The sequence below is a fragment of the Bradyrhizobium sp. LMTR 3 genome (genome assembly GCF_001693485.1).
In the GTDB taxonomy this organism is placed as follows: domain Bacteria; phylum Pseudomonadota; class Alphaproteobacteria; order Rhizobiales; family Xanthobacteraceae; genus Bradyrhizobium.
Map to the genome: position 1 here is coordinate 106,942 of NZ_MAXC01000010.1, position 25,464 is coordinate 132,405.

The 25,464-nt window shown below is 63.5% G+C and carries 22 protein-coding genes; 5 read left to right on the plus strand and 17 right to left on the minus strand.

The features are described 5' to 3' along the window. Nucleotides 1-144: 144 nt before the first annotated feature. Together LMTR3_RS08635 and LMTR3_RS08640 are read left to right on the plus strand one after the other, a co-directional pair. A complete protein-coding gene (locus LMTR3_RS08635; RefSeq protein WP_065744663.1) occupies nt 145-651 on the plus strand; it encodes a tyrosine phosphatase family protein in 507 nt (168 codons plus the stop codon). A gap of 190 nt (nt 652-841) precedes the next feature. Next, nucleotides 842-3,535, plus strand: a complete 2,694-nt coding sequence (locus tag LMTR3_RS08640; protein ID WP_065744664.1) for a DUF2339 domain-containing protein — start codon at nt 842-844, stop codon at nt 3,533-3,535. An 11-nt stretch (nt 3,536-3,546) separates the two neighbouring features. Here LMTR3_RS08640 and LMTR3_RS08645 read toward each other — a convergent pair whose 3' ends face one another. The 8 genes from LMTR3_RS08645 to LMTR3_RS36120 form a co-directional block, all read right to left on the minus strand. After that, complete coding sequence (locus LMTR3_RS08645; protein WP_028346922.1) at nt 3,547-3,780, minus strand: DUF6894 family protein; 234 nt, start codon at nt 3,778-3,780, stop codon at nt 3,547-3,549. Nucleotides 3,781-4,027: 247 nt separating this feature from the next. Next, on the minus strand, nt 4,028-4,633 hold the full coding sequence (locus tag LMTR3_RS08650) for a hypothetical protein (protein ID WP_065744665.1): 606 nt from the start codon (nt 4,631-4,633) through the stop codon (nt 4,028-4,030). A gap of 110 nt (nt 4,634-4,743) precedes the next feature. Next, the gene (gene acuI / locus LMTR3_RS08655) at nt 4,744-5,730 is read right to left on the minus strand and encodes an acrylyl-CoA reductase (NADPH) (protein ID WP_065744666.1); all 987 of its coding nucleotides are present in this window, start codon (nt 5,728-5,730) and stop codon (nt 4,744-4,746) included. A gap of 43 nt (nt 5,731-5,773) precedes the next feature. Continuing rightward, complete coding sequence (locus tag LMTR3_RS08660) at nt 5,774-7,021, minus strand: MFS transporter (protein WP_057841698.1); 1,248 nt, start codon at nt 7,019-7,021, stop codon at nt 5,774-5,776. Nucleotides 7,022-7,354: 333 nt separating this feature from the next. Further along, nucleotides 7,355-8,782 carry a cell wall hydrolase gene (locus tag LMTR3_RS08665; RefSeq protein WP_065744667.1) on the minus strand — a complete coding sequence of 476 codons (1,428 nt, stop codon included), beginning with the start codon at nt 8,780-8,782 and terminating at the stop codon, nt 7,355-7,357. Between the two features lie 281 nt (nt 8,783-9,063). Next, nucleotides 9,064-10,047: an integrase core domain-containing protein gene (locus tag LMTR3_RS08670; RefSeq protein WP_141686526.1), complete on the minus strand. Its 984-nt coding sequence runs from the start codon at nt 10,045-10,047 to the stop codon at nt 9,064-9,066. A gap of 256 nt (nt 10,048-10,303) precedes the next feature. After that, nucleotides 10,304-13,174, minus strand: a complete 2,871-nt coding sequence (gene ppdK, locus LMTR3_RS08675) for a pyruvate, phosphate dikinase (protein WP_065744669.1) — start codon at nt 13,172-13,174, stop codon at nt 10,304-10,306. Nucleotides 13,175-13,265: 91 nt separating this feature from the next. Beyond that, nucleotides 13,266-13,421 carry a DUF3096 domain-containing protein gene (locus LMTR3_RS36120; protein WP_082637306.1) on the minus strand — a complete coding sequence of 52 codons (156 nt, stop codon included), beginning with the start codon at nt 13,419-13,421 and terminating at the stop codon, nt 13,266-13,268. 239 nt (nt 13,422-13,660) lie between these two features. On the opposite strand from LMTR3_RS36120, the gene LMTR3_RS08680 reads away from it, so the two are divergent. Then, complete coding sequence (locus LMTR3_RS08680) at nt 13,661-14,020, plus strand: DUF1236 domain-containing protein (RefSeq protein WP_065744700.1); 360 nt, start codon at nt 13,661-13,663, stop codon at nt 14,018-14,020. Between the two features lie 230 nt (nt 14,021-14,250). Here LMTR3_RS08680 and LMTR3_RS08685 read toward each other — a convergent pair whose 3' ends face one another. The 7 genes from LMTR3_RS08685 to LMTR3_RS08720 form a co-directional block, all read right to left on the minus strand. After that, nucleotides 14,251-14,853 (minus strand): class I SAM-dependent methyltransferase, encoded by a 603-nt coding sequence (locus tag LMTR3_RS08685; protein WP_065744670.1) that lies wholly within the window; start codon nt 14,851-14,853, stop codon nt 14,251-14,253. A gap of 3 nt (nt 14,854-14,856) precedes the next feature. Next, on the minus strand, nt 14,857-16,956 hold the full coding sequence (glyS, locus tag LMTR3_RS08690; protein ID WP_065744671.1) for a glycine--tRNA ligase subunit beta: 2,100 nt from the start codon (nt 16,954-16,956) through the stop codon (nt 14,857-14,859). Further along, entirely contained in the window at nt 16,956-17,891 is a 936-nt protein-coding gene (locus LMTR3_RS08695; protein WP_065744672.1) for a glycine--tRNA ligase subunit alpha, read from the minus strand. The genes glyS and LMTR3_RS08695 overlap by 1 nt, the downstream gene beginning before the upstream one ends. Nucleotides 17,892-18,080: 189 nt before the next feature. Further along, nucleotides 18,081-18,272: a hypothetical protein gene (locus LMTR3_RS08700; RefSeq protein ID WP_065744701.1), complete on the minus strand. Its 192-nt coding sequence runs from the start codon at nt 18,270-18,272 to the stop codon at nt 18,081-18,083. Between the two features lie 208 nt (nt 18,273-18,480). After that, nucleotides 18,481-19,386, minus strand: a complete 906-nt coding sequence (locus LMTR3_RS08705; protein WP_065744673.1) for a S49 family peptidase — start codon at nt 19,384-19,386, stop codon at nt 18,481-18,483. A 249-nt stretch (nt 19,387-19,635) separates the two neighbouring features. Then, a complete protein-coding gene (locus tag LMTR3_RS08715; RefSeq protein WP_065744675.1) occupies nt 19,636-20,397 on the minus strand; it encodes a tRNA1(Val) (adenine(37)-N6)-methyltransferase in 762 nt (253 codons plus the stop codon). Continuing rightward, a complete protein-coding gene (locus LMTR3_RS08720) occupies nt 20,390-20,617 on the minus strand; it encodes a putative signal transducing protein (RefSeq protein ID WP_065744676.1) in 228 nt (75 codons plus the stop codon). The genes LMTR3_RS08715 and LMTR3_RS08720 overlap by 8 nt, the downstream gene beginning before the upstream one ends. 134 nt (nt 20,618-20,751) lie before the next feature. Between LMTR3_RS08720 and LMTR3_RS08725 the strand changes: the two genes are divergently transcribed. Together LMTR3_RS08725 and LMTR3_RS08730 are read left to right on the plus strand one after the other, a co-directional pair. Further along, the gene (locus LMTR3_RS08725) at nt 20,752-21,762 is read left to right on the plus strand and encodes a polyprenyl synthetase family protein (protein WP_065744677.1); all 1,011 of its coding nucleotides are present in this window, start codon (nt 20,752-20,754) and stop codon (nt 21,760-21,762) included. A gap of 112 nt (nt 21,763-21,874) precedes the next feature. After that, nucleotides 21,875-22,504, plus strand: a complete 630-nt coding sequence (locus tag LMTR3_RS08730) for a LysE family translocator (RefSeq protein WP_065744678.1) — start codon at nt 21,875-21,877, stop codon at nt 22,502-22,504. Between the two features lie 98 nt (nt 22,505-22,602). Here the strand turns inward: LMTR3_RS08730 and LMTR3_RS08735 are convergent, their stop codons facing one another. Both LMTR3_RS08735 and LMTR3_RS08740 read right to left on the minus strand, forming a co-directional pair. After that, nucleotides 22,603-23,487: a 4-(cytidine 5'-diphospho)-2-C-methyl-D-erythritol kinase gene (locus tag LMTR3_RS08735; protein WP_065744679.1), complete on the minus strand. Its 885-nt coding sequence runs from the start codon at nt 23,485-23,487 to the stop codon at nt 22,603-22,605. 27 nt (nt 23,488-23,514) lie between these two features. Further along, on the minus strand, nt 23,515-25,296 hold the full coding sequence (locus tag LMTR3_RS08740) for a tetratricopeptide repeat protein (protein WP_065744702.1): 1,782 nt from the start codon (nt 25,294-25,296) through the stop codon (nt 23,515-23,517). Nucleotides 25,297-25,464: the final 168 nt, after the last annotated feature.

Sequence of the window (25,464 nt, forward strand, 5' to 3'; positions counted from 1 at the left end):
ATGGAGGCCGTTGTAGGGTGGGCAAAGCGAAGCGTGCCCACCATTATTGCCCCCGGAACAAGATGGTGGGCACGGCGCAAGAGCGCCTTTGCCCACCCTACGGCACCGGTTATATTGCTGGCCAAAGACTACCCAGGGAACGCCATGCTTCACGTCTGTTCGCTTGCCGCACTTCCCGACACCGTCAGGACGACCGGCGCCAGCCATATTCTCACCGTGATGGCCAATGTCGATCAGGTGCAGCGCCCGACCTCGGTGCTCGAGGCCAACCATCTGAAAATCTCGATGGACGACATCATCGAGGAGATGGACGGCTTTGTCGCGCCGGCGCATCACCACATCGAAAGAGTGCTGAATTTTGTCCGAAGCTGGGACCGCAGCGCGCCCATGGTGGTGCATTGCTATGCCGGCATCAGCCGCTCGACGGCGAGCGCGTTTGCCGCCGCCTGCGCCCTTAATCCGCATCGCGCCGAGATCGAGATCGCCCGGCAAATTCGCGCCCGCTCCCCGATCGCGTCGCCGAACCGGTTGATCGTCAGCCTTGCCGACAAGGCGCTGGGCCGCGAGGGGCGAATGCTGCGCGCGCTGGACGAAATGGGCCCGGGCAGCATGATGGTCGAAGGCCGGCCGTTCCGACTAGATCTGGAGTGACGCAGCGCTCCCCGGATGCTGCGCAGCGCCATCAGCGCGTTCACGCGCGTCTTTGACGCGCCATGGCTACGGATGCGCCAAATGACGCCCGGATCGGCGTGAACTTTTAGCGGACAAAGGTACACACAGGATTGCAACCGGGCTGCGGACGTGGCCGGTTAACGCTCTGACGCGCCCGCCTGGAGGCCCGATGTTCGACGACCCCTTCGTTTTCTTTTCGCTTGCGATCGCGATCGTCGCCCTGATCTTGGCGCGGAAGGCCATGAATGAGGTGGCGGGATTGCGTCAGCGTCTGGAGGCGATGCAGGCCACGCCGGCGGCCGCCGCTGCAGCCGTGCCTCCGCCCCTCACGCCATTTGAAGCCTTCGAGCAAAGCCTGCCACCAGCTCCGAGCGGGGCCACGCCGACGCCTCCGCCGATCGTTCCCGAAGCGGAATCCATCGCGTCCGCCGCCGGCCCTGAGGCGGCTGGGCAAGCCGCCGGCGGAGCACCGCCGCCGCCTCTATTGCCGCCGGCCGATCGCGGTTTCGAGGAAACCGTCGGCACGCGCTGGGTGGTGTGGATCGGCGGCCTGACGCTGGCGCTCGGCGGATTCTTCATGGTGCGCTATTCGATCGAAGCAGGTTTGCTCGGCCCCGGCGTGCGCACCATCCTCGGCGGCCTGTTCGCGCTGGCTTTGCTGCTTGCGGGCGAATGGACGCGGCGCAAGGAAAGCATTTCCACGATCGACGCGCTACCGATCGCCAATATCCCGGCCATTCTCACCGCTGCCGGAACGGCGGTGGCATTTGCCACGGTTTATGCAGCCTATGCGCTGTACGGCTTCCTGGTGCCGGCGACCGCGTTCATCCTGCTCGGGCTGGTAGCGCTGGGCACGCTGGCCGCGGCGCTGCTGCATGGCCCGGCGCTTGCCGGCCTCGGCGTGGTCGGCGCCTTTGTGACGCCGGTCCTGGTTTCGTCCGACAAGCCGGACTTTTGGGCGCTCTACATCTATCTCGCAATCGTCACTGCGGCGGCCTTCGGCCTGGCGCGCGTCAGGCTGTGGCGCTGGCTCGCGGTCACCACGATCGCGTTTGCCCTGTTATGGACATTCCCCTGCCTGCAGTGCGGTCCGTCGATGGTCGGCCCGCATGCGTTCCACGTGCTCGCCGGTTTCATTCTCGCCGCGCTACTCGTGGTGTGCGGCTTCATGTTCGGCCCGCCCGCGGACGAAGGCCGGGTTGAGCCGATCTCGTCCGGCTCGCTTGCGGCCTATCTGCTCGGCGCGACCTTGATCGTGCTGAACAGTTTTCATGCCGATACCGCGATGATCGTGTTCGGGCTGTTGGTGGCCGGCAGCCTCGCGGTTGCCTGGCGCAGCGATGCCGCCGCGGGTGCCGTCGGCGCTGCTGCTGCGTTGGTCTTCGTCGTGTTCGCCGAATGGGCGATTCGCGCCAATCCAGACATGCTGGTGCTGCCCGGCGGTCCGCTGCAAGGCATCGGGCCGACCGTCACGGACGGATCAGTGTCGCTGCATCTGATCTCGGCCGCGATCTTCGCGGCGGGCTTTGGCGTGGCGGGATTTTTCGCGCAGGCCCGCTCCGCGGGTCCGGTCATGCCGGTGATCTGGTCGGCCGCGGCGGTGTTCACGCCGCTGGCGCTGCTGGTCGCACTCTACGCCCGCATCGCGCATCTCGACCGCTCGATTCCGTTTGCGATTGTCGCGGTGATGCTCGCCGCGGCCTATGCTGCTGCGACCGAGATACTCGGCAAGCGCGAGGATCGTCCGGGATTACAGGCCTCGATCGCGCTGTTTGCGACCGGCACCCTCGCAGCCCTGGCGCTGGCGCTGACCTTTGCGCTGGAAAAAGGCTGGCTGACGATCGCCCTGGCGCTGATGTCGGCAGGCACCGCCTGGATATCCACGCAGCGGCCGATTCCGTTCCTGCGCACCCTTGCGGCCATCCTCGCCGGCATCGTCGTGCTGCGCATCGGCTACGAGCCGCGCATCGTTGGCGAGGCCGTCGGCACCACGCCGATCTTCAACTGGCTGTTGTGGGGCTACGGCATTCCGGCAGCATCGTTCTGGGCCGGCAGCATCTTCCTGCGCCGCGGCGGCGATGACGCACCACTGCGCACGGTGGAATCGGCGGCGATCCTGTTCACGGTGCTGCTGGCGTTCATGGAAATCCGCCACGCCGTCAACAATGGCGACGTCTACCGCCAGAGCGCCGGCCTCACCGAAGTCGCGCTGCAGGTCTGCGTTACGCTGGCGATGGCGATCGGGCTGGAGCGGCTGCGCATCCGCACCGGCAGCGTCATTCACAATGCCGGCGCGATCCTGCTCACGGCGTTTGCCGGCCTCGCGACCGTGTTCGGGCTGTTGCTGTTGGAAAACCCGATGCTGCGATGGATCGATGTCGGCGGCATCGTCATCAATCTTTTGCTGCTCGGCTATGCCCTGCCCGCGGTGCTCGCGCTGCTGTTGTCCTATGCCGTCGCGGGTCGGCGGCCGGTCGCCTATGCCAACACGATCGCGGCGGCAGCGCTCGTTCTGGCGCTCGCCTATGTGACGTTCGAGATCAGGCGAATCTATCACGGCCCGGCGATTGCGGCCGGCCCGACCAGCGGCGCAGAGCAATATACCTACTCGATCGCATATCTCGCCTTCGGCGTCGTCTTGCTCGGCATCGGTATTCTCTTCAACTCGCAGCGCGCGCGGCTGGCGTCCGCGGTGGTTATCGGACTGACGATCCTGAAAGCATTCCTGATCGACATGTCGGCACTGACCGGCGTTTATCGCGCGCTGTCCTTCATGTGTCTCGGCCTGGTGCTGGTGGCGATCGGGTGGCTGTACCAGCGGATCCTGTTCCGCAGGCAAGCGGCCGCGCCGACGGGAAGCTAGAGGATGGCCCTCTAACCGACGGATTCGGCGACGAGGCGAATCCTGAAGACGGGCTTTTTGGCTTCGTCCAAAAGCTCCATCTGCCATTCGGCGTTCTGCTTCAGGCTGCGGGAAAGGCTGCCTAGGAGGTTGCCGCAGACCTTGGTCATCTCGGCCCAGGCGGCTTCGCGGCTTTCGAATTCGGATCCCTGATCGGACGCGCCTGCGTAGCGACCATGGCTGATCCGAAAAAAATACAGCGGCATGATTGTTCTCACGTGTTGGGCCGCCTCCCGGCCTTCTCTGCCGGTCACCACTTGGAGCGAGATTCGCTACCAGGACATGAATGCGCCAGCCCGTATGACTACGGGCTCAGATGTGAGGGACGCGCAGTCAGCAGGGTTCCCTCCCCCGCAAGGGGGGAGGGAGCCCGAGCAGTGTGCTCACCTCACTTGGTAGAGCGCAGCGAAACTCTTCATTGATGCTGGCGGCGGCCGCCGGCGCAGTTCGCGATCAATCTGTCGAGCGGCGCAGCTCCGGGGCGCTCTCCGCCTTGGCGGGTTCGGGCTTTGCCTGCTCCGCCTTCGGCTCGGATTTCACCGGCTCGAGTTTGGCGCTCTCGACCGCAGGCGTCTCGACCCGCGCCGATACTTCGGCCCGTGCATCGGCCGGCGCCTCTCGACGATGCAGCGAGCGCGGTCGCGCCACGGAGCGCGCCATCAGCATCTGCGAGGCGCCCTGATGGCGGAAATCGCAATAGGCAAAGCCCATGCCCGAGACCGAGCCGCGGAACGAGCGATCATCACGCTTGTCGAGATTGAAGCAAGGCTCGAACGGCAGTCCCTTGATCGAAGCGCAGACGGCCTGGCCGCGAATCTGCAACGTGTTGCCGGGCAGGCGCACATGACGGATCGGGCCCGAGCCGCTGAATTGGACGGAACCGGCCGCGCCGAGATCGTCGAGGATGCGCCCAGCGCCGCGGGTGCCGTCAAAGCAGGTAAAGGCGAAAACCTTGCCGCTCACGAACCGGCGCGCCTCGTCGGCATTCATCATCCCAGCCAGCGCAGGAACGATCATCGCACTGGCCGTGACGGCCCCCAGAACCAAACGCGCAAGCATACAGCTACTCCAACTTAACAAGAGCGCGGGCGCCCGCCTTTACCCGCTACTTACCATACCAACCACCATGGCAACATTGGAGCAGGTTGGTTGGTAAAGTCTGAATACCGTTAGAGGATTTTTACCACGATTCGACCGCGGACCTTCCCTGCGAGGATTTCGGCGCCCGCGCCGATGACCTGGTCCAGGCCAATTTCGTGAGTAATATCAGCCAGTTTCCCCTTATCCAAGTCGTTGGCAAGGCGATTCCAGGCAAGCTTGCGCTGCTCGATCGGGCACATCACAGAGTCGATGCCTAGAAGGCACACTCCGCGTAAAATAAACGGCGCGACCGAGGACGGCAGATCCATACCGGCGGCAAGGCCGCAGGCGGCAATGGCTCCGCCATATTTGGTCATCGACAGCAGGTTGGCGAGCGTGGTCGATCCGACGCTGTCGACGCCACCCGCCCAGCGCTCCTTCGCCAGCGGCTTGGCGGGACCTGCGAGCTCGGCGCGATCGATCACTTCGGCGGCGCCGAGGCCCTTGAGGTAGTCGGCCTCCGACATCCGCCCGGTGGACGCGATCACATGATAGCCGAGTTTCGAGAGCACGGCTGACGCGACCGAGCCGACGCCGCCGGCGGCGCCGGTCACCACGATGGGACCGCTCTTCGGCGTCAGTCCGTGTTTCTCCAGCGCCAGCACCGACAGCATCGCGGTGTAGCCGGCGGTGCCGATCGCCATCGCGTCACGCGTGGAGATGCCATCGGGCAGCCGCACCAGCCAGTCGCCCTTGACGCGCGCTTTTTCGGCGTAGGCGCCGAGATGAGTCTCGCCCATGCCCCAGCCGTTGCAGACGACCTTGTCGCCGGCCTGCCACGCCGGATGCGAAGATTGTTCGACGGTGCCTGCGAAGTCGATGCCGGCGATCATCGGGAAACGCCGCACGACGGGAGCCTTGCCGGTGACGGCTAGACCATCCTTGTAGTTCAACGTCGACCACTCGACGGCGACGGTGACGTCGCCTTCCATCAGCTCGGCTTCGTCGAACTGCGTCAGCGCGGCGGTGGTGCCTTTATCGGCCTTGTCGATCCTGATGGCCTTGAATGTTCCCACGGCAAACTCCCCGGACTTTTCTGTATCGGGAGTGTTTACCGCATCAGGCGGGTTGTGCAACCGGGCGCGCGACCGGCTGCTCGACGATCGGCAGGTTGATCAGCGCCGACAGCACGCCGAACAGGATCGAGAGCCACCAGATCGGGGTATAGGAGCCGAACTGCTCGAACACGATGCCGCCGAGCCAGACGCCGAGGAAACCGCCGACCTGATGGCTGACGAAGGCAAAGCCGTACAGCGTTGCGAACCACTTTGTGCCGAACATCAGCGCCACCAGTGCCGAGGTCGGCGGCACCGTCGAGAGCCAGGTCAGGCCGCTGACCGCACCGAACATGATCGCCGAGAACGTCGTGATCGGAAACGAGATGAACGCGACGATCGCCAGGGCGCGGGTAAAGTAGATAAGCGAGAGGATGTAACGCTTCGGGTACTTGTTCTGCAGCCAGCCGACGCTGAGCGAGCCGATGATGTTGAACAGTCCGATCGCCGCGACCACCCAGCCGCCGGTCTGCGACGAGACTCCGCGATCGGCGAGATAGGCCGGCAGATGCACCGTGATGAAGGCGAGCTGGAAGCCGCAGGTGAAGAAGCCCAGCACCAGAAGAACATAGGAGCGATGGCCGAATGCCTCCGCCAGCGCCGTCTTGAACGATTGCTGGTCCCCGACAGGCTCGTTCGACGACGTCGAGGGTGGCGTCGCGATCGCGAGCGACAGTGGCACGATCAGCAGCATCAGGAGCGCGAATACCGTCAGCGCCGCCTGCCAGCCGAAATTGTCGATCATCGCGACACCGAACGGCGCGAACAGGAACTGGCCGAAGGACCCGGCCGCGGTGCCGGCGCCGAGCGCAATGCCGCGCTTCTCGACCGGCAGCAGCTTGCTGAATGCCGACAGCACGAGATTGAACGAACAGCCCGAAAGACCGAAGCCGATCAGGACGCCGGCGCCGAGATCGAGCGACAGCGGCGCCGTGGAGTAACGCATCAGAAGCAGGCCGGCGGCATAGAGCAAGGCGCCGACAATCATCACACGCAGGATGCCGAAGCGATCGGCGATGGCGCCCGCAATCGGCTGCCCCAGTCCCCACAGCAGATTCTGCAGCGCCAGCGCGAGGCCGAAAACGTCGCGGCCCCAGGCGAATTCGCGGCTCATCGGCTGCACGAAAAAACCGAGGCTGGAGCGCGGTCCAAAGCTCAACAGCGCGATCGCGCAGCCGCAGATGATGATGACGACCGGCGTCCGCCAGGTGCCGAGGCCGGAGGACGGACGAAGGTCGGTCGTTACAGCCATTTGCTTCCCCTGGACCAATCGGCGCCCGGGAAGGCCCGAGCGAAACGTTACGGTGAGTTAATGCAGTTGCATGAAAACCCCAAGGGGCGGAAGAGAAAAATTTTCCGCTGCAGGGCAGCTCTGCAAAATTGGCGAGGGCAATGAGTGCAATTTGCGAGGCGATGGCGCATTTGCTGAGATGCTGTGAGAGCTTGCTGAGATGTCGTCCCTGCGAACGCAGGGACCCATACGCCGCGGCCGCGCAGTTTAAGGAAGTGCCCGTCGTTCAGCCTGGATCAAACAACCACGCCGGTGGTGATGGGTCCCTGCGCTCCGCAGGGACGACGGAGAGAGCTACCGCTTCGCGCTCGCCTGCTCGGCCGAGCTTTGTGCGGCTTCCGCGAGCTTGGCGGAGATCGCCGCGGTCTCGGCGGCGGTGCCCCAACTCGGCGCGTCGCTGCCATTGCCCCAGGCGCGTGGCCGATAGAAGGTGTGCACGCCGAACTTGTGCATCTTCTTCATTTCATTGACCCAGGACGGCCGCACCCAATAGGCGTGGTAGTGCGTCGACTTGTCGACTTCCGGCAGCCAGAGCTGGCCGTCGAGCATCGCCTTCGCGATCTTCTTCGCCCGCTCCCACATGTCGGGCTCGCGAATGACGTCCTTGTTGTTATCGCAGGCGAAGGTGAACTGGCACGCCAGATGGCGATGCTTGTTCTGGTAGACCACGCCGCACACGGTTTCGGGATATTTGCCGGAGAAGGCGCGGTTCAAAACCACCTGCGCCACCGCGATCTGGCCTCGCACCGCTTCGCCGCGGGCCTCGAAGTAGACCGCTTCAGCCAGACACTTTTCCGACTTGGCGCGCGATTTCTCGTCGAACAGGCCGAGACGTTCGGCCGGCGTCTTGGCGCGCTGGTTGTCGGCGTTGACCTCGCCCTTCGGCGCGACGCTCTCGCCCATCTCGCCGGCCCGCACCGGACCATCGGCATCGACCGGCAGCGAGGCCATCACCTTCATATCGGGATCCGGATGCGCTGGTGGCATGACGATGACGGGCTCTTCGCCGGGCTGCCAGCGTTCGATGCTTTCAGGCGAGCCGAGCGAAGAGCCAAAGAACAGGCTTGAGGTCTTGAAGGAGAAACCATCGCGCGGCGGCGCAGCCGCTTGCGGCGCGACCTTGAGATCGTCCTGCGGCTTGCTCTCGAGCGACAGCGACATATCCAGTGGCGGCGCGTTCAGCGCGGCCTGCAGCTCGGGATCGAGCGGTGCACGCTCGACAGGCGGCGGCGTCTCGGCGGTCTTGGCGCCCTTGACCGATGCATTTGATGTCGCGGGATCCTCGATCGCCGGCGCTCGATCGGCAGGGCCTGTGGTCTCCACTGCCGGCGGCGGCGCGATGATAAGGCGGTCGCCCTTCAATGTGCGGTCGACCGTTGGGAAATCGGCAGCGTGATAGCGTGGCGGTGGAGCGACCAGAGGATTGCGCGTCACCGAACCCGTGACGTCGATGCCCTGAGTGTCGAGGCTTGCGAGACGGTAAGTCGCGGTCTGCGGCGACGAGGTTCCGATCGGGCGGCCGAAGGAGAACGTCGCGACCTGGATGGTGCCCGCGGAGGAGAACACGCGCTTCTGCCAGCGCTCGGCGACGCCCGGCTGGCGCGCCAGCAGCGAGGCGATATCCTGATATCCGATCTCGGTCGGCATCAAAGCGAAGACGCAGAGACCGAGACCGAAGGACGCGAACCGCGCGCCCTTCGGCTGGTTACGCAACACAAACATCGATACGCTCACGCAACGCTTACACGATCGAATGTCAGTACATCCGTGCAATTCGACCTTTTTTGTTGGTATCGAATTTAGGTTGCCGGGGAGTTAATCGGCGTGGCGTGCGTGCTACACGCAAGACGTTGCGCGAATTTCGCCGAGCGCATGAGAAGTGTTGGTAAACAGGCACGCGATGAAAGTGGTAAACATCCCGTCAACGAAGATGGTGAAGAGAAAATTACGCGGTGCAAATATGGGAACTCATGTTGCCTCCGCGTCATTGCTGTCGATGTTCACTAATTCGCTGATTGGATCGCGGTGGTCTTGGTGGCTGCAAAAGCCTTCGGGGTCTGCCCTGCAAGGGCCTGATGAGGCCTGTGGTTATTGTAGTAGATCAGATACTCGAACAGCTCTTTGGCGAAGTGGTCGAGATTGTCGAATGTTGCACCCTCGATGACGTCCTCGTCGAGGGTTCGCCAGAAGCGCTCGGCTTTGCCATTGGTCTGCGGCCGATAGGGCCTGGTGTAGCGATGCTTGATGCCGAGTTCGAGCAGCATGGCCTCGAAGGGATGCTCCTGAGGGGTGTTGCGGGAGGCGAACTCGGCGCCGTTGTCGGATAGAATCTCGGCGAAGATCAGTCCGTAAGTGATGTTGAGAGTATTGATCATCTTCAGCGTCTTGAACATCACCGGAAGCGCCTTCTTGGAGGTCAGCACCTCGGCCCAGGCCAGGCGCGAGCAGCTGTCGACCAGGCAGATGATGTAGGCCGTGGCCGGGGGTGGCGCGAGGAACATGTCGCGCGGCAATTGATGCAGATCGACGTGGCCGAGCTCCCCGAGGTCCTTGATGATGCGGCGTTTCTCCTCGCGCATCGCCGGCGTACGGCGGTTCAGTTGATGGCGCTTCAGCACCCGGTAGATGGTCGATGGCGAAGGTACTGTGGCGCGCTGCTCACGCAAGACGGCATGGATCTCGTAGCGGTTCATCCCCCGTTTGCGCTGAGCGATGATCTCGGCCTCAATCCCGTTCGGCTCGCGCCGTTCCCGCCATTTGGGCCCGCGACGGCGCGGCAACAGGTCGGTCTCGTCGCCGCTTTGCAGATAGCGGTTGTAATACTTGCGGAAGGTCTGCGAGCAGGTTCCGTGGTGGCGGTAGAAATCCCCAACGCTCTTGAACACCGCCGATCGACCCGCCTTGACCGCCTCATATTCCGGGATCAGAAATCGCCACTTCTGCAGGTAATTACGTTCGATCGTCCGGTCATAGCTGTTATCGCGCATCGGATCGTCCTCCAGAGGAGCGATCCAATCAGCGAATTGCTGAACTTGCACAATTGCGAGCGAAGCGACTTGTCCGCCGTAGCTTTAGCGAAGGCGGAAGCAATCCATCGCGCGGCATAATGGATAGATGGATTGCTTCGTCGCTTCGCTCCTCGCAATGACGGCTTCTTCGTCGGAGCGCTCTGCTCTCACGCAAAAAACGCAAATGCCCGGGACTGGCCCGGGCATCACGTGCTTCCGATCGCTATTGAGAAGGCTACGCTTGGCTCTCAATCTTCTTGCCGAGCGCGGCCTGCGCGGCGGCGAGGCGCGCGATCGGCACGCGGTAGGGCGAGCACGAAACGTAGTCGAGCCCGATCTCGTGGCAGAACGCCACCGAGGCGGGATCGCCGCCATGCTCACCGCAAATACCGACCTTCAAATTGGGCCGTGTCTTGCGACCACGGGTGACGCCGATCTTCACCAGCTCGCCAACGCCATCGCGATCGACCGAGATGAACGGATCGATCTCGAGAATTCCCTTGCTGACATAAGTGCCGAGGAAACTCGCGGCGTCGTCACGGCTGATGCCGTAGGTAGTCTGGGTCAGGTCGTTGGTGCCGAACGAGAAGAACTCCGCGGTCTGGGCGACATCGCCGGCCAGCAGGCACGCGCGCGGCAGCTCGATCATCGTACCAACCTGATAAGCGAGCTTCTTGCCGGTCTCCTTCATCACCTCCTGCGCGGTGGCGTCGATCCGCGCCTTGACCAGGTCGAACTCGGCCTTGGTCGCGATCAGCGGCACCATCACCTCGAGGCCGACGGCTTCGCCGGTGCGCTTCTCGGCTTCTACCGCCGCTTCGAAGATCGCGCGCGCCTGCATTTCGGCGATCTCAGGATAGGCGATCGCAAGACGGCAGCCGCGGAAGCCCAGCATCGGGTTGAACTCGGCGAGATCGCGGGCGCGATCGGCGAGCTTGCGCGGATCGGTGTTCATCGCGCGCGCGACTTCCTCGATCTCGTGTTGGGTGTGCGGCAGGAATTCATGCAGCGGCGGATCGAGCAGGCGGATCGTGACGGGCAGGCCCTTCATGATCTCGAACAGCTCGACGAAATCGGCGCGCTGCATCGGCAACAGTTTTGACAGCGCCGCGCGGCGCGACTGTTCGTCCTCGGAAAGGATCATCTCGCGCACGGTGCGGATGCGGGTTTCCTCGAAGAACATGTGCTCGGTGCGGCACAGCCCGATCCCCTCGGCGCCGAACTTCACGGCCGTGCGCGCGTCGTCAGGCGTATCGCCGTTGACGCGAACGCCGAGCTTGCGGACCGCATCGGCCCAACCCATCAGCGTGCCGAATTCGCCCGACAGTTTCGGCTCGATCATCGGCATCTTGCCGGCCAGCACCTGGCCGAGCGAGCCGTCGATGGTGATGACGTCGCCGGTCTTGAAGGTGCGGGAGCCCACACTCATCGTGCCGCGGCCATAGTCGACGCGAATGGCGCCGCAGCCGGAGACGCAGGGCTTGCCCATGCCGCGCGCGACCACTGCGGCGTGCGAAGTCATGCCGCCACGGGTGGTCAAAATGCCTTCGGCGGCGTGCATGCCGTGAATGTCTTCCGGACTGGTTTCGACGCGCACCAGAATGACGCTGCGGCCGTCGGCCTGGAGTTTGGCGGCTTCATCGGACGAGAACACGATCTCGCCGGATGCGGCGCCCGGCGAGGCCGGCAGGCCGGTTGCGATCACGTCGCGCTTGGCCTGGGGATCGATGGTCGGATGCAGCAATTGATCCAGCGAAGCCGGATCGATCCGCATCACCGCGTCCTTCTTCGAGATCAGGCCTTCATTGGCGAGCTCGACCGCGATGCGCAGCGCAGCCTTCGCGGTGCGCTTGCCGCCGCGGGTCTGCAGCATCCACAACTTGCCCTGCTCGACCGTGAACTCCATGTCCTGCATGTCGCGGTAGTGTTTTTCGAGCAGCGTGTAGAACCGCGTCAGTTCCTTGAAGGCGTCCGGCATCGCGCTTTCCATCGACGGCTTGTCGGAACCGGATTCCTGGCGCGCCTCCTCGGTGATATCCTGCGGCGTGCGGATGCCCGCCACCACGTCCTCACCCTGCGCGTTGATCAGGAATTCGCCGTACAGCTTGCTCTCGCCGGTCGAGGGATTGCGAGTGAACGCTACGCCGGTCGCGGACGTCTCGCCCATATTGCCGAACACCATGGCCTGCACGTTGACCGCGGTGCCCCAGGATTCCGGAATGTCGTGCAGGCGGCGATAGGTCACCGCGCGCGCGTTCATCCAGGATGAGAACACCGCGCCGATCGCGCCCCACAATTGCTCGTGCGGGTCCTGCGGAAAATCCCTGCCGGTCTCGCGCGCCACCGCTTCCTTGTACTTGCCGACCAGCTCGACCCAGTCGTCGCCGGTCAGATCAGTGTCGAGTGTGTAGCCCTGGCTGTCCTTGAAGGTGTCGAGGATGTCCTCGAAGTGATGATGCTCGAAGCCGAGCACCACGTCCGAATACATCGTGATGAAGCGGCGATAGCTGTCATAGGCAAAGCGGCGATCGCCGGAGAGCTCGGCGAGCGCTTCGACCGTTTTGTCGTTGAGGCCGAGATTGAGCACGGTGTCCATCATGCCCGGCATCGAGGCGCGGCCGCCGGAGCGGACCGACACCAGCAGCGGATTCTTCGAGTCGCCGAATGCCTTGCCGGTCAGCTTGCCAACATACTCAAGCGCCTTCTCGACCTGCGCCTTCAGCGCCGGCGGATAGGTTTTGTCATGCGCGTAGAAATAGGTGCAGACCGAGGTCGGAATGGTGAAGCCCGGAGGCACCGGCAGGCCCAAATTGGCCATCTCGGCGAGGTTGGCGCCCTTGCCGCCGAGCAGGTCGCGCAGGCCCGCTTTGCCCTCTGCCTTGCCGTCCCCGAAGGTATAGACCCACTTGCCGGATTTTACCGCTTCAGTGGCAGGCTTGCGGACGGCAGCCTTCTTGGCCGCGACCTTGGCGACCGGCTTGGCCGGGGCCTTCTTCAGCGCTTTGCGGGCCGAGGCCTGCGGCGCGGCCTTCGGCCGGGCGGATGGCTTTGATTTCGCTACAGATTTAACTGCAGCCTTCTTGGACTTCGCGACGGCTTTGGCCATGGATTCCAACTATCCGAAAAAGGGAGAAGATTGCGCGCCTTACACCATTTTGAGGGGTTCCGCGCAAGCCGCGAAACCCCGCTTTCCAGTGCTAGAACTTGAACATCTTGAGCACGCCGAGACCAACCAGGCCGACGAAGATCAGGTAGATCGCGACGATATAGTTGAGCAGCCGCGGCATGATCAGGATGAATATCCCGGCGAGCAGAGCAACGATCGCGGGAACATGCGTGGCGGTGATGGTCATTGAAATCTCCGGATGATCGGGGGTGGGAAATCGAATCGAGGGCGGCAACTTAACCGCTGGCGCGGTTCGGGAATAGCAAGACGCTCAACTGGTTCAATGGGTTCCAGCCTCCGCAACAATTCCCCAGAAATGTCGCGGATGAGGCCGCGCTTTTTCCGGAACAATGCCGCATGCGATGAATTGGCCCGCATTGTGTGTGCTGGCGAAAGCCGGCACATCTTCTCGCGAAGGAGTTGACCATGCGGAACAGACTATTTGCCATTGCGGCGATCGCGGGAGCGATGACCGTCCCGATCGCGGCTCAGGCGCAATCCACGATCGGCACAGGCGGCGGCAGCGCGGTCGTCATCGGTGAACATGTAGAAGGCATCGCGCCCGACGTGCGTCCGGCCTTCCGCGAATACATCGTGCGTGAACGCGTGCCGAACTACATGATTTCCGAGCGTGTGACGGTTGGCGCCGTGCTGCCGGAAACCGGCGTGACCTATTACGACGTGCCGCAATCGTTCGGGGTGACGCCTTATCGCTACACCGTGGTGAACGGCCAGACGATATTGGTCGAACCGCGTTCGCGTCGAATCGTTCAGGTGGTCGATTGACCTTCAGTAGCCTGAACGATTGGTCCGGGCGCCGCGCAAGCGGATGTGCGCGAGATACGACCGGACAAGAAGCCCCGCCCGGCGTCCCCTCCGGGCGGGGTCTTTTTGTGTGGACGCGGTGCGGTTCTGTAGGGTGGGCAAAGGAGCGCTAGCGACGTGCCCACCATCTATCACCGACCGCGCTGCTTGATGGTGGGCACGCTTCGCTTTGCCCACCCTACGAGTTACGGCTACTCGCGAATTTCCAATCCAGGCTTCTTCACCACCAGCCGGTGAATCTTCTTTCCCGATGAAGCGCTGACGATCTCTTCGTCGAGCAACACGGTTGCGCCCTTCAGCTCCGCCTGCACGACCGCCGGATCGAACGCGGCGTAAAGCCGTCCCTGCGCGTCGCGCTGATCGGCGCCCTCGGTGACGCGCCAGCTCAGATAGAGGATGCCGCTGGGCTTGACGATATCGAGCAGACGGCGGACCGATGCCGCAATCTCCTTGCGGTCGAGATGCATGATCACGGTTTCGCACAGCACGTTATCGAACGTGCCGATACCGCGCAGATCGGGCAATTCGGCATGCGCGAACTTGCACGACGGATAGCGCCGGCGCGCTTCGTTGAGCAGGCCCTCCGAGGCGTCGAAGCCCACCGCCGAAAAGCCGTGGGTGTGAAGCCAGGCGACTTCGCGGCCGCAGCCGCAGCCGATATCGGCCGAGTTGCCGCCGCGCACGAAAAATCGTTCGACGACCTCCTGCAGGTCGACGGGCGCCGGCTGACCGAGCCAGTCCTTCGCGAACGCCGCCGCATCCTGGTCATAAGCGGCGAGCGTCTGGGGATCCATGGTCTAGCCTTCGATCTTGGAAAAATCCGCCACCGCGCGGGTCGCCGCACGGATTTCGTTCAGGAGTTTTAGTCGATTCTCGCGCACATCAGGTTCATCGGCATTGACCTTGACCTTGTCGAAGAACGCATCGACGGCGGGGCGCAGCTTCGCCATCGCGCTCATCGCGGCGGCGAAATCTTCCTTCTGCACTGCGGCCCCGGCCTCGCTCTTGACCTGGTCGATCGCCTTGGCGAGCGCTTTTTCTTCGGCAAGCGCGTAGAGCCCGGCATCCGGCGCACCGTCGAACATGCGCTTGTCCTTTTTCTCCTCGATCGAGAGGATGTTACTCGCGCGCTTGGTCCCTGCAAGCAGGTTCTTGCCGTCGTCGGTGTCGAGGAACCTGCCGAGCGCCTCGACGCGGCGGACCACCAACAGCAAATCATCCTGTCCGCCGAGCGAAAACACGGCATCAACGAGATCGTGCCGCGCGCCCTGGTCGCGGAGCTGGACCTTCAGGCGGTCGGCGAAGAAGGCAAGCAGGTCCCCCGGAACCTTCTCGGCGTCGCTCTTTTCAGGCAAACCAGCCAATGCCGACTTCGCCACGTTCAAGATCGGCAGCCGGAGCGTATTATCAACGATCAGCCTGATGGCGCCCAGCGCAGCGCGCCGCAAAGCATAGGGGTCCTTGCTGCCGGTCGGCTTCTCGTCGATCACCCAGAAACCCGCCAGAGTATCGAGCTTGTCGGCCAGTGCGACGGCCGCGCTTACCGGATCGCTCGGCACGCGATCAGTGGGGCCTTGCGGCTTGTAATGGTCCTCGCTCGCGGCGGCAACGGAAGCGTCTTCGCCTTGCGCCTGCGCATAATACTTCCCCATCAGGCCCTGCAACTCGGGGAATTCGCCGACGACTTCGGTCAACAGATCGGCTTTTGCCAGATGCGCGGCACGCTTGGCCTTCGCGACGTCGGCACCGACCAGCGGCGCGATCTCGACTGCCAGCCGTTCGATCCGCTTGATCCGCTCCGCCTGCGTGCCGAGCTTCTCATGAAACACGATCTGGTCGAACTTCGGCAGCCGGCTCTCGAGCTTCGTTTTCAGGTCGGTCTCGTAGAAGAACTTTGCATCGCTCAACCGCGCGCGGATGACGCGCTCGTTGCCGGCAACGATCGTCTTGCCGCCGTCGGTCGCTTCGATATTGGCGGTGAGGATGAACTTGTTGGCAAGCTTCCCGGTCTTGGGGTCGCGCACCACAAAGCATTTCTGGTTGTTGCGGATGGTGGCGCGGATCACCTCGTCCGGGATCGTGAGGTACTCCTCGTCGAACGATCCCATCAGTGCGACCGGCCATTCGACGAGGCCCGCGACTTCGTCGAGCAGCCCCTGATCCTCAACTAGTTCAAAACCTTGCGCGAATGCCAACTGCTTGGCGTCGGCCAGGATGATGTCCTTGCGCGCCTGCGGATCGAGAACGACTTTCGCGGCCTTCAGCTTGGCTTCGTAATCCTCGAAGCGGCGCACCGGGATCGCCGATGGCACCATGAAGCGGTGACCGAACGTGGTCTGCCCGGCCTCGATGCCGTCGACGGAAAATTTCACCACGTCGGGGTCTTCGGTTTCCGGACCGAAGGTCGCGATGATCGAGTGCAGCGGCCGTACCCAGGAGAGCGAACCCGATTTGGTCGAACGTGCGCCCCACCGCATCGACTTCGGCCACGGGAAGGTTCGGATGATGACCGGCAGAATCTCGGCGAGCACATCGATGGTGGCGCGGCCCGGCTTTTCGATCAGCGCGATGTAGAAATCGCCCTTCTTCGGGTCGGTCTGTATCTTGGCGTCTTCGATCCTGGCCAGACCGGTCGCCTTCAAGAATCCCTGGATCGCGGCATCGGGGCCGCCGACGCGCGGGCCGCGGCGCTCTTCCTTGAGGTCGGATTGCCGCTGGGGAATGCCGTGCACGGTCAGCGCCAGCCGCCGCGGCGTCGCGAAGGCTTTCGCGCCCTCATAGACCAGGCCCTCGGCGACGAGTTTGTCGGTCACCATGCGGCGCAGATCGTCCGCCGCCTTCGCCTGCATGCGCGCGGGGATTTCCTCGGAAAACAGCTCCAGCAGAAGATCAGGCATCAGACCGCCCTGCCCGCTTCGGTGTGAACCCAGGCTTCGCCGCAGGCCTTTGCCAATTCGCGCACGCGCATGATGTAGCTCTGCCGCTCCGTCACTGAGATCACGCCGCGCGCATCGAGGAGGTTGAAGACATGGCTGGCCTTGATGCACTGGTCATAGGCCGGCAGCGCCATCAGATGCTCCTTCTGATTGCCGCCCTCCTTCCACCCGGCTGCGAGATATTTCTTGCAGGCGTCTTCGGCCATTTTGAACTGCTCGAACAGCATCGCCGTATCGGCGTGCTCGAAATTGTGCCGGGAATACTCCTGCTCGGCCTGCAGGAAGACGTCGCCATAGGTGACCTTGTCGGCGCCGTCGCGGCCGTTGAAGTTGAGATCGTAGACGCGGTCGACGCCCTGCACGTACATCGCAAGCCGCTCGAGCCCGTAGGTGAGTTCGCCGGAAACGGGTGCGCATTCGACGCCCGCGACCTGCTGGAAGTAAGTGAACTGGCTGACTTCCATGCCGTCGCACCAGCACTCCCAGCCCAGCCCCCAGGCGCCAAGCGTCGGGCTTTCCCAATCGTCTTCGACGAAGCGGATGTCGTGTACGCTGGAATCAATGCCGATCGCAGCGAGCGACTTCAGGTACAGATCCTGAAGGTTCGGCGGCGACGGCTTCATGATCACCTGAAACTGATAATAGTGCTGCAGCCGGTTGGGGTTTTCGCCGTAGCGGCCGTCCTTCGGCCGGCGCGAGGGTTGCACATAGGCCGCATTCCAGCGCTTCGGCCCCAGCGCGCGCAGCGTCGTCGCCGGATGGAAGGTGCCTGCGCCCATTTCCATGTCGTAGGGCTGCAGGATCACGCAGCCCTGCTCCGCCCAGAACCGCTGGAGAGCAAGGATGAAGCCCTGGAACGAACGTTCCGGGCGCATATGGGCAGGCAAAGCGTCCATCGGCAGAATCGGTCTCGCGAAGGGGGATTTGAAGTGCGCGGGACCGTATCGGCGTAGGGGCGTGGAATCAAGGCGAGCCCACAATGTCATTCCGGGGCGATGCAAAGCATCGAACCCGGAATCTCGAGATTCTCAGGGGCGCAAGGGGCGCCCCATAGTTCGCGCTGACGCGCGCCCCGGAATGACGAATCAACCCGGCCGGTAGGCGCCGGTGACGGGGTCGCGGCGCAGCGTTGGGATATCGGCCGTCTCCGTGGCCTCGGTGACACGCGCCAGCCGTGCCTCTTCGAGTTCCCTGTTGATACGGACAGCGGTCTTGTAGGCCCAGCGGACCACGGCGAGCCCTCCCAGGGCACCCGCGAATGCGATCAGCGGCGGCATCGGTCGATCCTTGTCGTTCACGTGTCAGCCCCCAATAGGTTGCATTCTCGCCGAAGCCGGCCTGCGCCGCAATTCCGCTTTTGGGACTAAATGGCGCGGGTACCCCCGGCCTAGAACCCGGTTCTGATTGAATCAGAACCGGGCTCTAGCTTCTTGTTTTGACGCGTTTTCTTGACGCGAACCGGTATCCACTTCGCTGGAAAACGCTCTAGAACCCGAATTTGGCCCAAATTGCCCGCGTCTCCAGCGCCGAAATCAGGTCATCCGGCAATCCCCCGATACCGTCGGCCAGCGAGCCCGCGCCCGGCGATCTCCGGCCCAGGAGACCGGCCAGCATCCCACTTGCCGGCGCGATGAGGGGCGTCAGCACTTTGTCGCCATAGCGCTCGCGCAGCGTCGAGCGGAGATCGCCGATCTTGTCGGCAAGGCCGAGCGACACCGACCTCTCGCCCGCCCAGTACTCGCCGGTGAACAGGACGTCGTCGGCCCCCTTGAGGCGCGCACCGCGGCTGCCTTTGACCAGCGCGATGAAGATGGCGTGGATCTCGCGCTGAAGCGTCTTCAGGCGGGCGACGTCATCCGGATCTTCGGGCAGGAAGGGGTCCAGCATCGCCTTGTGCTCGCCTGCCGTGTAAAGCCGCCGCTCGACGCCAATCCTCTTGATCAAGTCCTGAAAGCCGAAACTGCCGCCGACCACGCCGATCGAGCCGAGGATCGAGGACGGATCGCAGAATATCTCGTCGCCCGCGCAGGCGATCATGTAGCCGCCGGATGCTGCGACGTCTTCGACGAACACCAGCACCGGCAGTTTCTTTTCCGCAGCAAGCTGTCTGATCCGCAAATAGATCTGCCGCGATTGCACCGGCGAGCCGCCGGGCGAATTGATCACCAGCGCCACCGCCTTGGCGTGTCGGGTGGCGAACGCGCGTTCGAGCGTTTTGGCGACGCCGGCCAGCGTCAGGCCCGGCCGCAATGGCGTTACCGCACCGATGACGCCCGACAGGCGAACCACCGGAACGACCGCAGCGTCGCGCCGGAATTTTGCCGGAATGAGTCGTTTCATCCCGTCAATGAGGCCCGGCAATCCCGTACGATCACTTAATTGTTCACTCATGCCGTTACCTCGAATTAACCATTTTTTATCACGCCAATGTCATTGGAAAGGCCGGAACGCCTTTTGGCAGGGACGCCTTTTGCATTGCAGACGAGAGACTGCAATGGCGCAGCGGAGACTGACATGAAAATCTACCTGCTGATAATGCTCATCGGCAGCCTTCTGACCGCGATTCACTTTACGTCGGCGCCCAAACAACAGTCCGAGACGCTTCCGCAATAGCGAGTAATTGGGAGTTGCGGGTCGACTTTACAGGTTCGCCAGCGGCAAGGTTCCCTTCCCGGCCAGAATCTCCTGCACCCTTTTATGGGGCTGACCTTGCTCGTCATTGAGCATCAGGGCGGGATGGATTTGCGTCGGCGCCCGCCCACCCTTGGTGGCGCGAACCAGGATGCGATTGGCAGGCCCCCGTGCGTCACCGTGAACCGGCAGCACCTGCAGGCTCCCGAAACCGTGATCGAGCGCCGAGAGCACCTCGGCGATTCCGTCGGCACGCCAGATCAGCGTCAGCGCTCCCTTCGATCTGAGGATGCGCCGGCCTGCGTGAATCCATTTCGAGAGCGACGTTGCGGTCGCCATATGCGCGGCCCCGCGTGCCCTATCCGGCGAGACGCGATGCCGCGCCGGGTCGTTGAAGGGCGGATTCATCAGCGCCGCATCGACGCTGTCAGGAAGGAGTCCGGCAGCGGCAAAGGCTGTGGCATCGGCCTCCACGTCAAGCACGATCACACTGGCTTGAATCGCATTCGCCTCCGCATTGGCGCGCGCAAGACCCGCCAGCACAGCATCGATCTCCACCAGAATCAAATCGATGCCGGCCACGCGCCTGGCAACCGAAAGCCCCGCGACGCCGACGCCGGCGCCGAGATCGGCCACGCGGTCGCCCGGGCGGGCGGCCGTCGCTGCCGCCAGCAGCACTGCATCATGACCGGCGCGATGTCCCGATCTCAGTTGCTTCAAACGCAATTGCCCGCCGAGAAACGCATCCTCGGTGAGTTCGAGGTCAGTCATCGGGGCGCAATTCGTGAGCCAGACCCGCCTCGGCCAGCAACTGGCGGGCTGCGCGATTGTCGTCCTCATGAACCAGGATGCGGCGTGGCAGGATGCCGAGCGACCCCTCGATGACGCTCATGTTCTGGTCCAGCACCAGATGATGGATATTGGCGCCGTCGAGCAGCGCGCCGATCGCAGAAACCAGCACGATATCATTGGTCCTGACCAATTCCCGCAAGTGGTGTTCTCCTTTTCGCCCCCGATGCGACGACGGCACGGGGTCTGTCAACCGCTACGTGCCCTTGCCGCGATTGCCGGCACTTTCTATTGTAGAACAAGGATAGTGCGAATTGGCCAAAATTGGAGACCCGTGTGGCGGTTATTGTACCCTTCGAAAGCCCGTCGAACGCTTCGATAGATGCGCTGGTCGGGCTGGTCGCCGCCGACATGGAGCGGGTCAACGCCACGATCCTGTCGCGCACGGGATCGGAAGTCACCATGATTCCGGAAGTCGCCAATCACCTGATCTCATCCGGCGGCAAACGTCTGCGCCCGATGCTGACGCTGGCGATGGCTCAGCTCTCCAACTATTCCGGCGACGGCCACATCAAGCTCGCCGCCGCAGTCGAGTTCATGCACACCGCAACACTCTTGCATGACGACGTGGTCGACGAGAGCGAGCTGCGCCGCGGCAAGCTGTCGGCGCGGATGCTGTGGGGCAATGAGGCCAGCGTGCTGGTCGGCGACTTCCTGCTCGGCCAGGCCTTTCGCATGATGGTCGAGGTCGGCTCGCTGCGTGCGCTCGACATTCTCTCCTCGGCCGCGGCCACCATCGCCGAAGGCGAAGTGATGCAGCTTGCGGCGGCCAAGAACACCGCGACCACCGAGGACGAATACCTCGCCGTGATCAGGGGCAAGACCGCCGAACTGTTCGCCGCCGCCTGCGAAGTCGGACCCGTGATCGCCAACCGGCCGAAGGCCGAGCAGACCGCATGCCGCTCGGTCGGCATGAATCTCGGCATCGCATTCCAGCTCGTCGACGACGTGCTGGACTATGGCGGCAAGGCCGCGAAACTCGGCAAGAACATCGGCGACGATTTCCGCGAAGGCAAGATCACGCTGCCGGTGGTGCTGGCGTTCCGCCGCGGCAATGACAGCGAGCGGAAGTTCTGGATCAAGGCATTGGAGCGCGGCGAGATCGGCAACAGCGACCTCGATCACGCCATCGGCCTGATGACCAAGCACCGCGCGCTGGAAGACACGATCAGCCGCGCCCAGCACTACGGCGCAATGGCCGTCGACGCACTCGCGCTATTCCCCGCCTCGCCGATGAAAACCGCGCTCGAACAGGTCGTGGCGTTCTGCCTGGCGAGGTCGCATTGATTCCGCGTAGGGTGGGCAAAGGCGCTCTTGCGCCGTGCCCACCAACTTCACCCGTTTTGAGGACACGCTTTGGTGGGCACGCTTCGCTTTGCCCACCCTACAAGGCGATTAAATGAACAGCACCAATTTCACACTGTTCCTCTTGGCCGCACTCGTCATTGCCGCTGTCCCTGGTCCGGGGATCTTTTACGTTGCGGCACGGACGCTGTCGGGCGGCAAGAGCGCCGGTATCGCTTCGACGTTCGGGACTGCGCTCGGTGGGCTTGTGCATGTGATCGCGGGCGGGCTTGGCGTCTCGGCGCTCATCCTGGCCAGTGCTGAGCTGTTCACCGCGCTCAAATTCGCCGGCGCCATCTATCTCGTGTGGCTCGGCATCAAGACGTTTCGCGAGGCGCGCGGTCTCGTGCCGCAACAAGCCGTCGCGGTCGGTACACAACGGGCATTTCGGGAAGGCGTGCTGGTCGAAGCACTCAATCCAAAAACCGCAGCCTTCTTCCTGGCCTTCATTCCGCAATTCCTCGACCCGGCCGGCAGCTATCCGGCGCTCCAGTTCATGGCGCTGGGCCTGATCTCGGTCGCGCTGAACACGCTTGTCGATATCATCGTGGTGATGATGGCCGCCACCGCGCGCAGTGGTCTCACGCGAAGGCCGAACCTGCTTCAACGATTGCGGCAGGGCTCGGGGCTGTTCATCGCTGGCCTCGGTATTTCGCTGGCGCTGGCGCGGCGGCCCGCGAGCTAGCCCGTAGGGTGGGCAAAGGCGCGAACGCGCCGTGCCCACCATCAGCGCTCCGCTGGGAATGGTGGGCACGCTTCGCTTTGCCCACCCTACCAATGCCTTCAGTTCAGCGTTCCCGCATGCACCCACCATCCGGGGTGATCGCGCCGGATCTGCTCCGCCGCGCGTCCGGCTTCGGCGGTGTTTTCGTAGATCGCAAAGCAGGTGGCGCCGGAGCCGGACATCCGCGCCAGCCAGGCGCCGTTGGTCGCGTTGAGCGCTGCGATGACCTCGCCGATCACGGGCTGGACGCGCATGGCGGGCGCTTCCAGATCGTTGGAGTTGGCGGCGAGCGCTTCGACCCAATCTTCGAGTGAAGCCTGCTCGTCTGGCCAACGGTCCCGCAGCAGCACGTCGGTGACGCCGACCAGCAATTCGCCGCTGCGCAAGCCGAGCGCGTTGAAAACGTCGCGGGTCGCGACGGCAACGCCGGGATTGACCATCACGCACGGCATTTTCGGCAGGCTGAGCGGCTGCAGCGTTTCGCCGACGCCGGTCATGACGCAGCAGCGCGAGTTGACGCAGACCGGCACATCGGCGCCGGTCAGTTGCGCGACCTCGACGATGCGGGGATCGTCGAGCGCGAGTCCGTTCAACTGTGCAAGCAACCGCAGCGCCGCCGCGGCATCGGCCGAACCGCCGCCGATTCCGGCCGCGACCGGCAAGACCTTGTCGAGCGTAAAGCTGCCGGCTTTCATATCCGGAACGCGCTCGGCCAAGAGGCGTGCGGCCTTGAGCACCAGATTGTCGGAGGTCTCGCCGCAGGCCTGCGCCAGCGGTCCCGACATCTTCAAATCCAGATCCGCACCCGGCGTCAACGTCAGCCGGTCGGCGCAGTCGGCGAATGCCACCACGCTTTCGAGATCATGGTAGCCGTCGGCACGGCGGCCATTCACCCGCAAGGTCAGGTTGACCTTGGCGCGCGCCTTGTCATTCAACAGCGGCATTGCCGAACAGCCCTCAAAGTCCTTGCCTCAGCCACCCCTGCCGTCTTCTTTCTTCTTGTCGGCGGAAGCCGCGGAGGAAGTGTCTTCGGGCAGGCCGTTGGCAATCTTGGCTTCGATCTTCGGCAATTCCTCCGCCTCGGGCTTGAGGTCGCGGGCATGGGCCCACTGGAATTTGGCTTCCAGCGTCCGCCCGACGCGCCAATAGGCATCGCCGAGATGGTCATTGATGGTCGGATCCTCCGGCTTGAGGTCGATCGCACGCTCGAGATGCTTTACCGCGTCTTCAAAATTGCCGATCCGGTAAAACGCCCAGCCCAGCGAATCCACGATGTAGCCGTCATCGGGGCGCTGGTCGACGGCGCGCCGGATCATCTTCATGCCTTCGTCGAGGTTGATGCCCTGGTCGATCCAGGAATAGCCGAGATAGTTCAGGACATGCGGTTGCTCGGGCTGCAGCTCCAGCGCCTTGCGCATGTCGGCCTCGGCCTTGCTCCACTGCTTGGAACGTTCCTCGCAAATGCCGCGATAGTAATAAGTGACCCAGGTGTTCTTGTCCGTCACCCCGGGCATCGCGTCGATCGCGAGCGTATAGGTATTGGCGCAATCGTTGAACTTCTTGCGGCCGCGCTCGATGTTGCCGAGCGCCATGATGGCTTCGATGTCCTTCGGCGCCTCCGTGGTGACGCCCTTGAGGATCTTGATCGCCTCTTCGCTGCGGTCGGCGGCGTCGAGATTGGTGGCGAGCTGGATCTGCGCATTGCGCTTGAGCGGCGAACTGGCCGGCATGCGCTCGTAGACCTTGATCGCCATCTGCGGCTTCTTCACGGACTCGTAGAGATCGGCGAGCGACAACAGCGCCAGCGGATGATTGGGCTGCAGATAGAGCGCGAGCTGCAGATAGACCAGCGCCAGATCCTCGCCGCCGCGGCGGGTCAGCGTGGCGCCGATTCCGTAAAGCGCTTCGGCCGCGCCGGCCTGCGCCGAATCGACCAGCGCCGACATCTTCTTGCCGGCCCGGGTCTCGCGCAGGCCTTCCTGCACCAGCGGATGCCGCGGCAACTTCTTGTCGAACGCTTCGTAGATGCCGGCCGCCGCCGCGCCATCCTTGTTGCGCGACAGCCAGCGCGCATAGGCGTCGGATACGCGCAGCATCGAATCGTCGAGTTTGTAGGCGCGCTCGAACCGCGCGCCGGCGTCCTTGTCCTTGCCCGAGATCTCCAGAATCATGCCGGTGTGGAGATCCTTGAAGATCGGATACCATTCCGGTCCGGTCAGCTTGTCGATATTGGCCACCGCGTTCTTGGCATCGCCCGCGCCATAGCTCGCCCATCCCGACAACAGCGTCGCCACCAGGTCGGTGATCGGTCCGCGGATCGACTGGTTGATGTTGAGCTGCGCGGCCGCATATTTCTTCTGCTTGAGGTCGCGGACACCGACCACCAGCCGCGCGACGCGGTTCGCCTTGTCCATCGTCAGGATGCGATCGGCGAGCTTGACCGCTTCATCGATGTCGCCATCGGCGAGCGAAGAGATGAAGGCGCGGTCCAGGAGTTCGTTGTTCTTCGGATCGGTGCGCAGCGCGGAGCGATAGAATGCCGCAGCCGAGGCCGCATCGCGCTCGACGCTGGCGTGGCGTGCGGCGAGATAGCTGCCTGCCGTCGTCAGCGACTTCAGATCGGATTTGGTGGGGAATTGCGCGGCATTGTCGGCCGTATGTTCGGGCGTCTGCGCCAACACCGCGCCGGGTGCGGCTAGCGTGGCAAGAGTGATTGCGGCGATGGTCCAACGGTTCATACGAATGGAAAGCATCAGTTCGCCTAGCTCCAGGATGTATGGCAGGACATTTATACGATCAGTCTTGCGATCGGTCTCGAATGCAAACCCAAGCGGCGGCATCTCGGGCAGCGACAATGCCGCTTTTGGCCCTCAACCGCAAGGATACGGGTTGGCGAATCGATTGGCAGATTAGGCCCTTGG

What these genes read in the sequence shown, in the direction of transcription:
- LMTR3_RS08635 (WP_065744663.1), top strand. Translation starts at nt 145, where the DNA reads ATGCTTCACGTCTGTTCGCTTGCCGCACTTCCCGACACCGTCAGGACG.
- LMTR3_RS08640 (WP_065744664.1), top strand. Translation starts at nt 842, where the DNA reads ATGTTCGACGACCCCTTCGTTTTCTTTTCGCTTGCGATCGCGATCGTC.
- LMTR3_RS08645 (WP_028346922.1), bottom strand. Translation starts at nt 3,780, where the DNA reads ATGCCGCTGTATTTTTTTCGGATCAGCCATGGTCGCTACGCAGGCGCG.
- LMTR3_RS08650 (WP_065744665.1), bottom strand. Translation starts at nt 4,633, where the DNA reads ATGCTTGCGCGTTTGGTTCTGGGGGCCGTCACGGCCAGTGCGATGATC.
- LMTR3_RS08660 (WP_057841698.1), bottom strand. Translation starts at nt 7,021, where the DNA reads ATGGCTGTAACGACCGACCTTCGTCCGTCCTCCGGCCTCGGCACCTGG.
- LMTR3_RS08665 (WP_065744667.1), bottom strand. Translation starts at nt 8,782, where the DNA reads ATGTTTGTGTTGCGTAACCAGCCGAAGGGCGCGCGGTTCGCGTCCTTC.
- LMTR3_RS08670 (WP_141686526.1), bottom strand. Translation starts at nt 10,047, where the DNA reads ATGCGCGATAACAGCTATGACCGGACGATCGAACGTAATTACCTGCAG.
- ppdK (WP_065744669.1), bottom strand. Translation starts at nt 13,174, where the DNA reads ATGGCCAAAGCCGTCGCGAAGTCCAAGAAGGCTGCAGTTAAATCTGTA.
- LMTR3_RS36120 (WP_082637306.1), bottom strand. Translation starts at nt 13,421, where the DNA reads ATGACCATCACCGCCACGCATGTTCCCGCGATCGTTGCTCTGCTCGCC.
- LMTR3_RS08680 (WP_065744700.1), top strand. Translation starts at nt 13,661, where the DNA reads ATGCGGAACAGACTATTTGCCATTGCGGCGATCGCGGGAGCGATGACC.
- LMTR3_RS08685 (WP_065744670.1), bottom strand. Translation starts at nt 14,853, where the DNA reads ATGGATCCCCAGACGCTCGCCGCTTATGACCAGGATGCGGCGGCGTTC.
- glyS (WP_065744671.1), bottom strand. Translation starts at nt 16,956, where the DNA reads ATGCCTGATCTTCTGCTGGAGCTGTTTTCCGAGGAAATCCCCGCGCGC.
- LMTR3_RS08695 (WP_065744672.1), bottom strand. Translation starts at nt 17,891, where the DNA reads ATGGACGCTTTGCCTGCCCATATGCGCCCGGAACGTTCGTTCCAGGGC.
- LMTR3_RS08700 (WP_065744701.1), bottom strand. Translation starts at nt 18,272, where the DNA reads ATGCCGCCGCTGATCGCATTCGCGGGTGCCCTGGGAGGGCTCGCCGTG.
- LMTR3_RS08705 (WP_065744673.1), bottom strand. Translation starts at nt 19,386, where the DNA reads ATGAGTGAACAATTAAGTGATCGTACGGGATTGCCGGGCCTCATTGAC.
- LMTR3_RS08715 (WP_065744675.1), bottom strand. Translation starts at nt 20,397, where the DNA reads ATGACTGACCTCGAACTCACCGAGGATGCGTTTCTCGGCGGGCAATTG.
- LMTR3_RS08730 (WP_065744678.1), top strand. Translation starts at nt 21,875, where the DNA reads ATGAACAGCACCAATTTCACACTGTTCCTCTTGGCCGCACTCGTCATT.
- LMTR3_RS08735 (WP_065744679.1), bottom strand. Translation starts at nt 23,487, where the DNA reads ATGCCGCTGTTGAATGACAAGGCGCGCGCCAAGGTCAACCTGACCTTG.
- LMTR3_RS08740 (WP_065744702.1), bottom strand. Translation starts at nt 25,296, where the DNA reads ATGCTTTCCATTCGTATGAACCGTTGGACCATCGCCGCAATCACTCTT.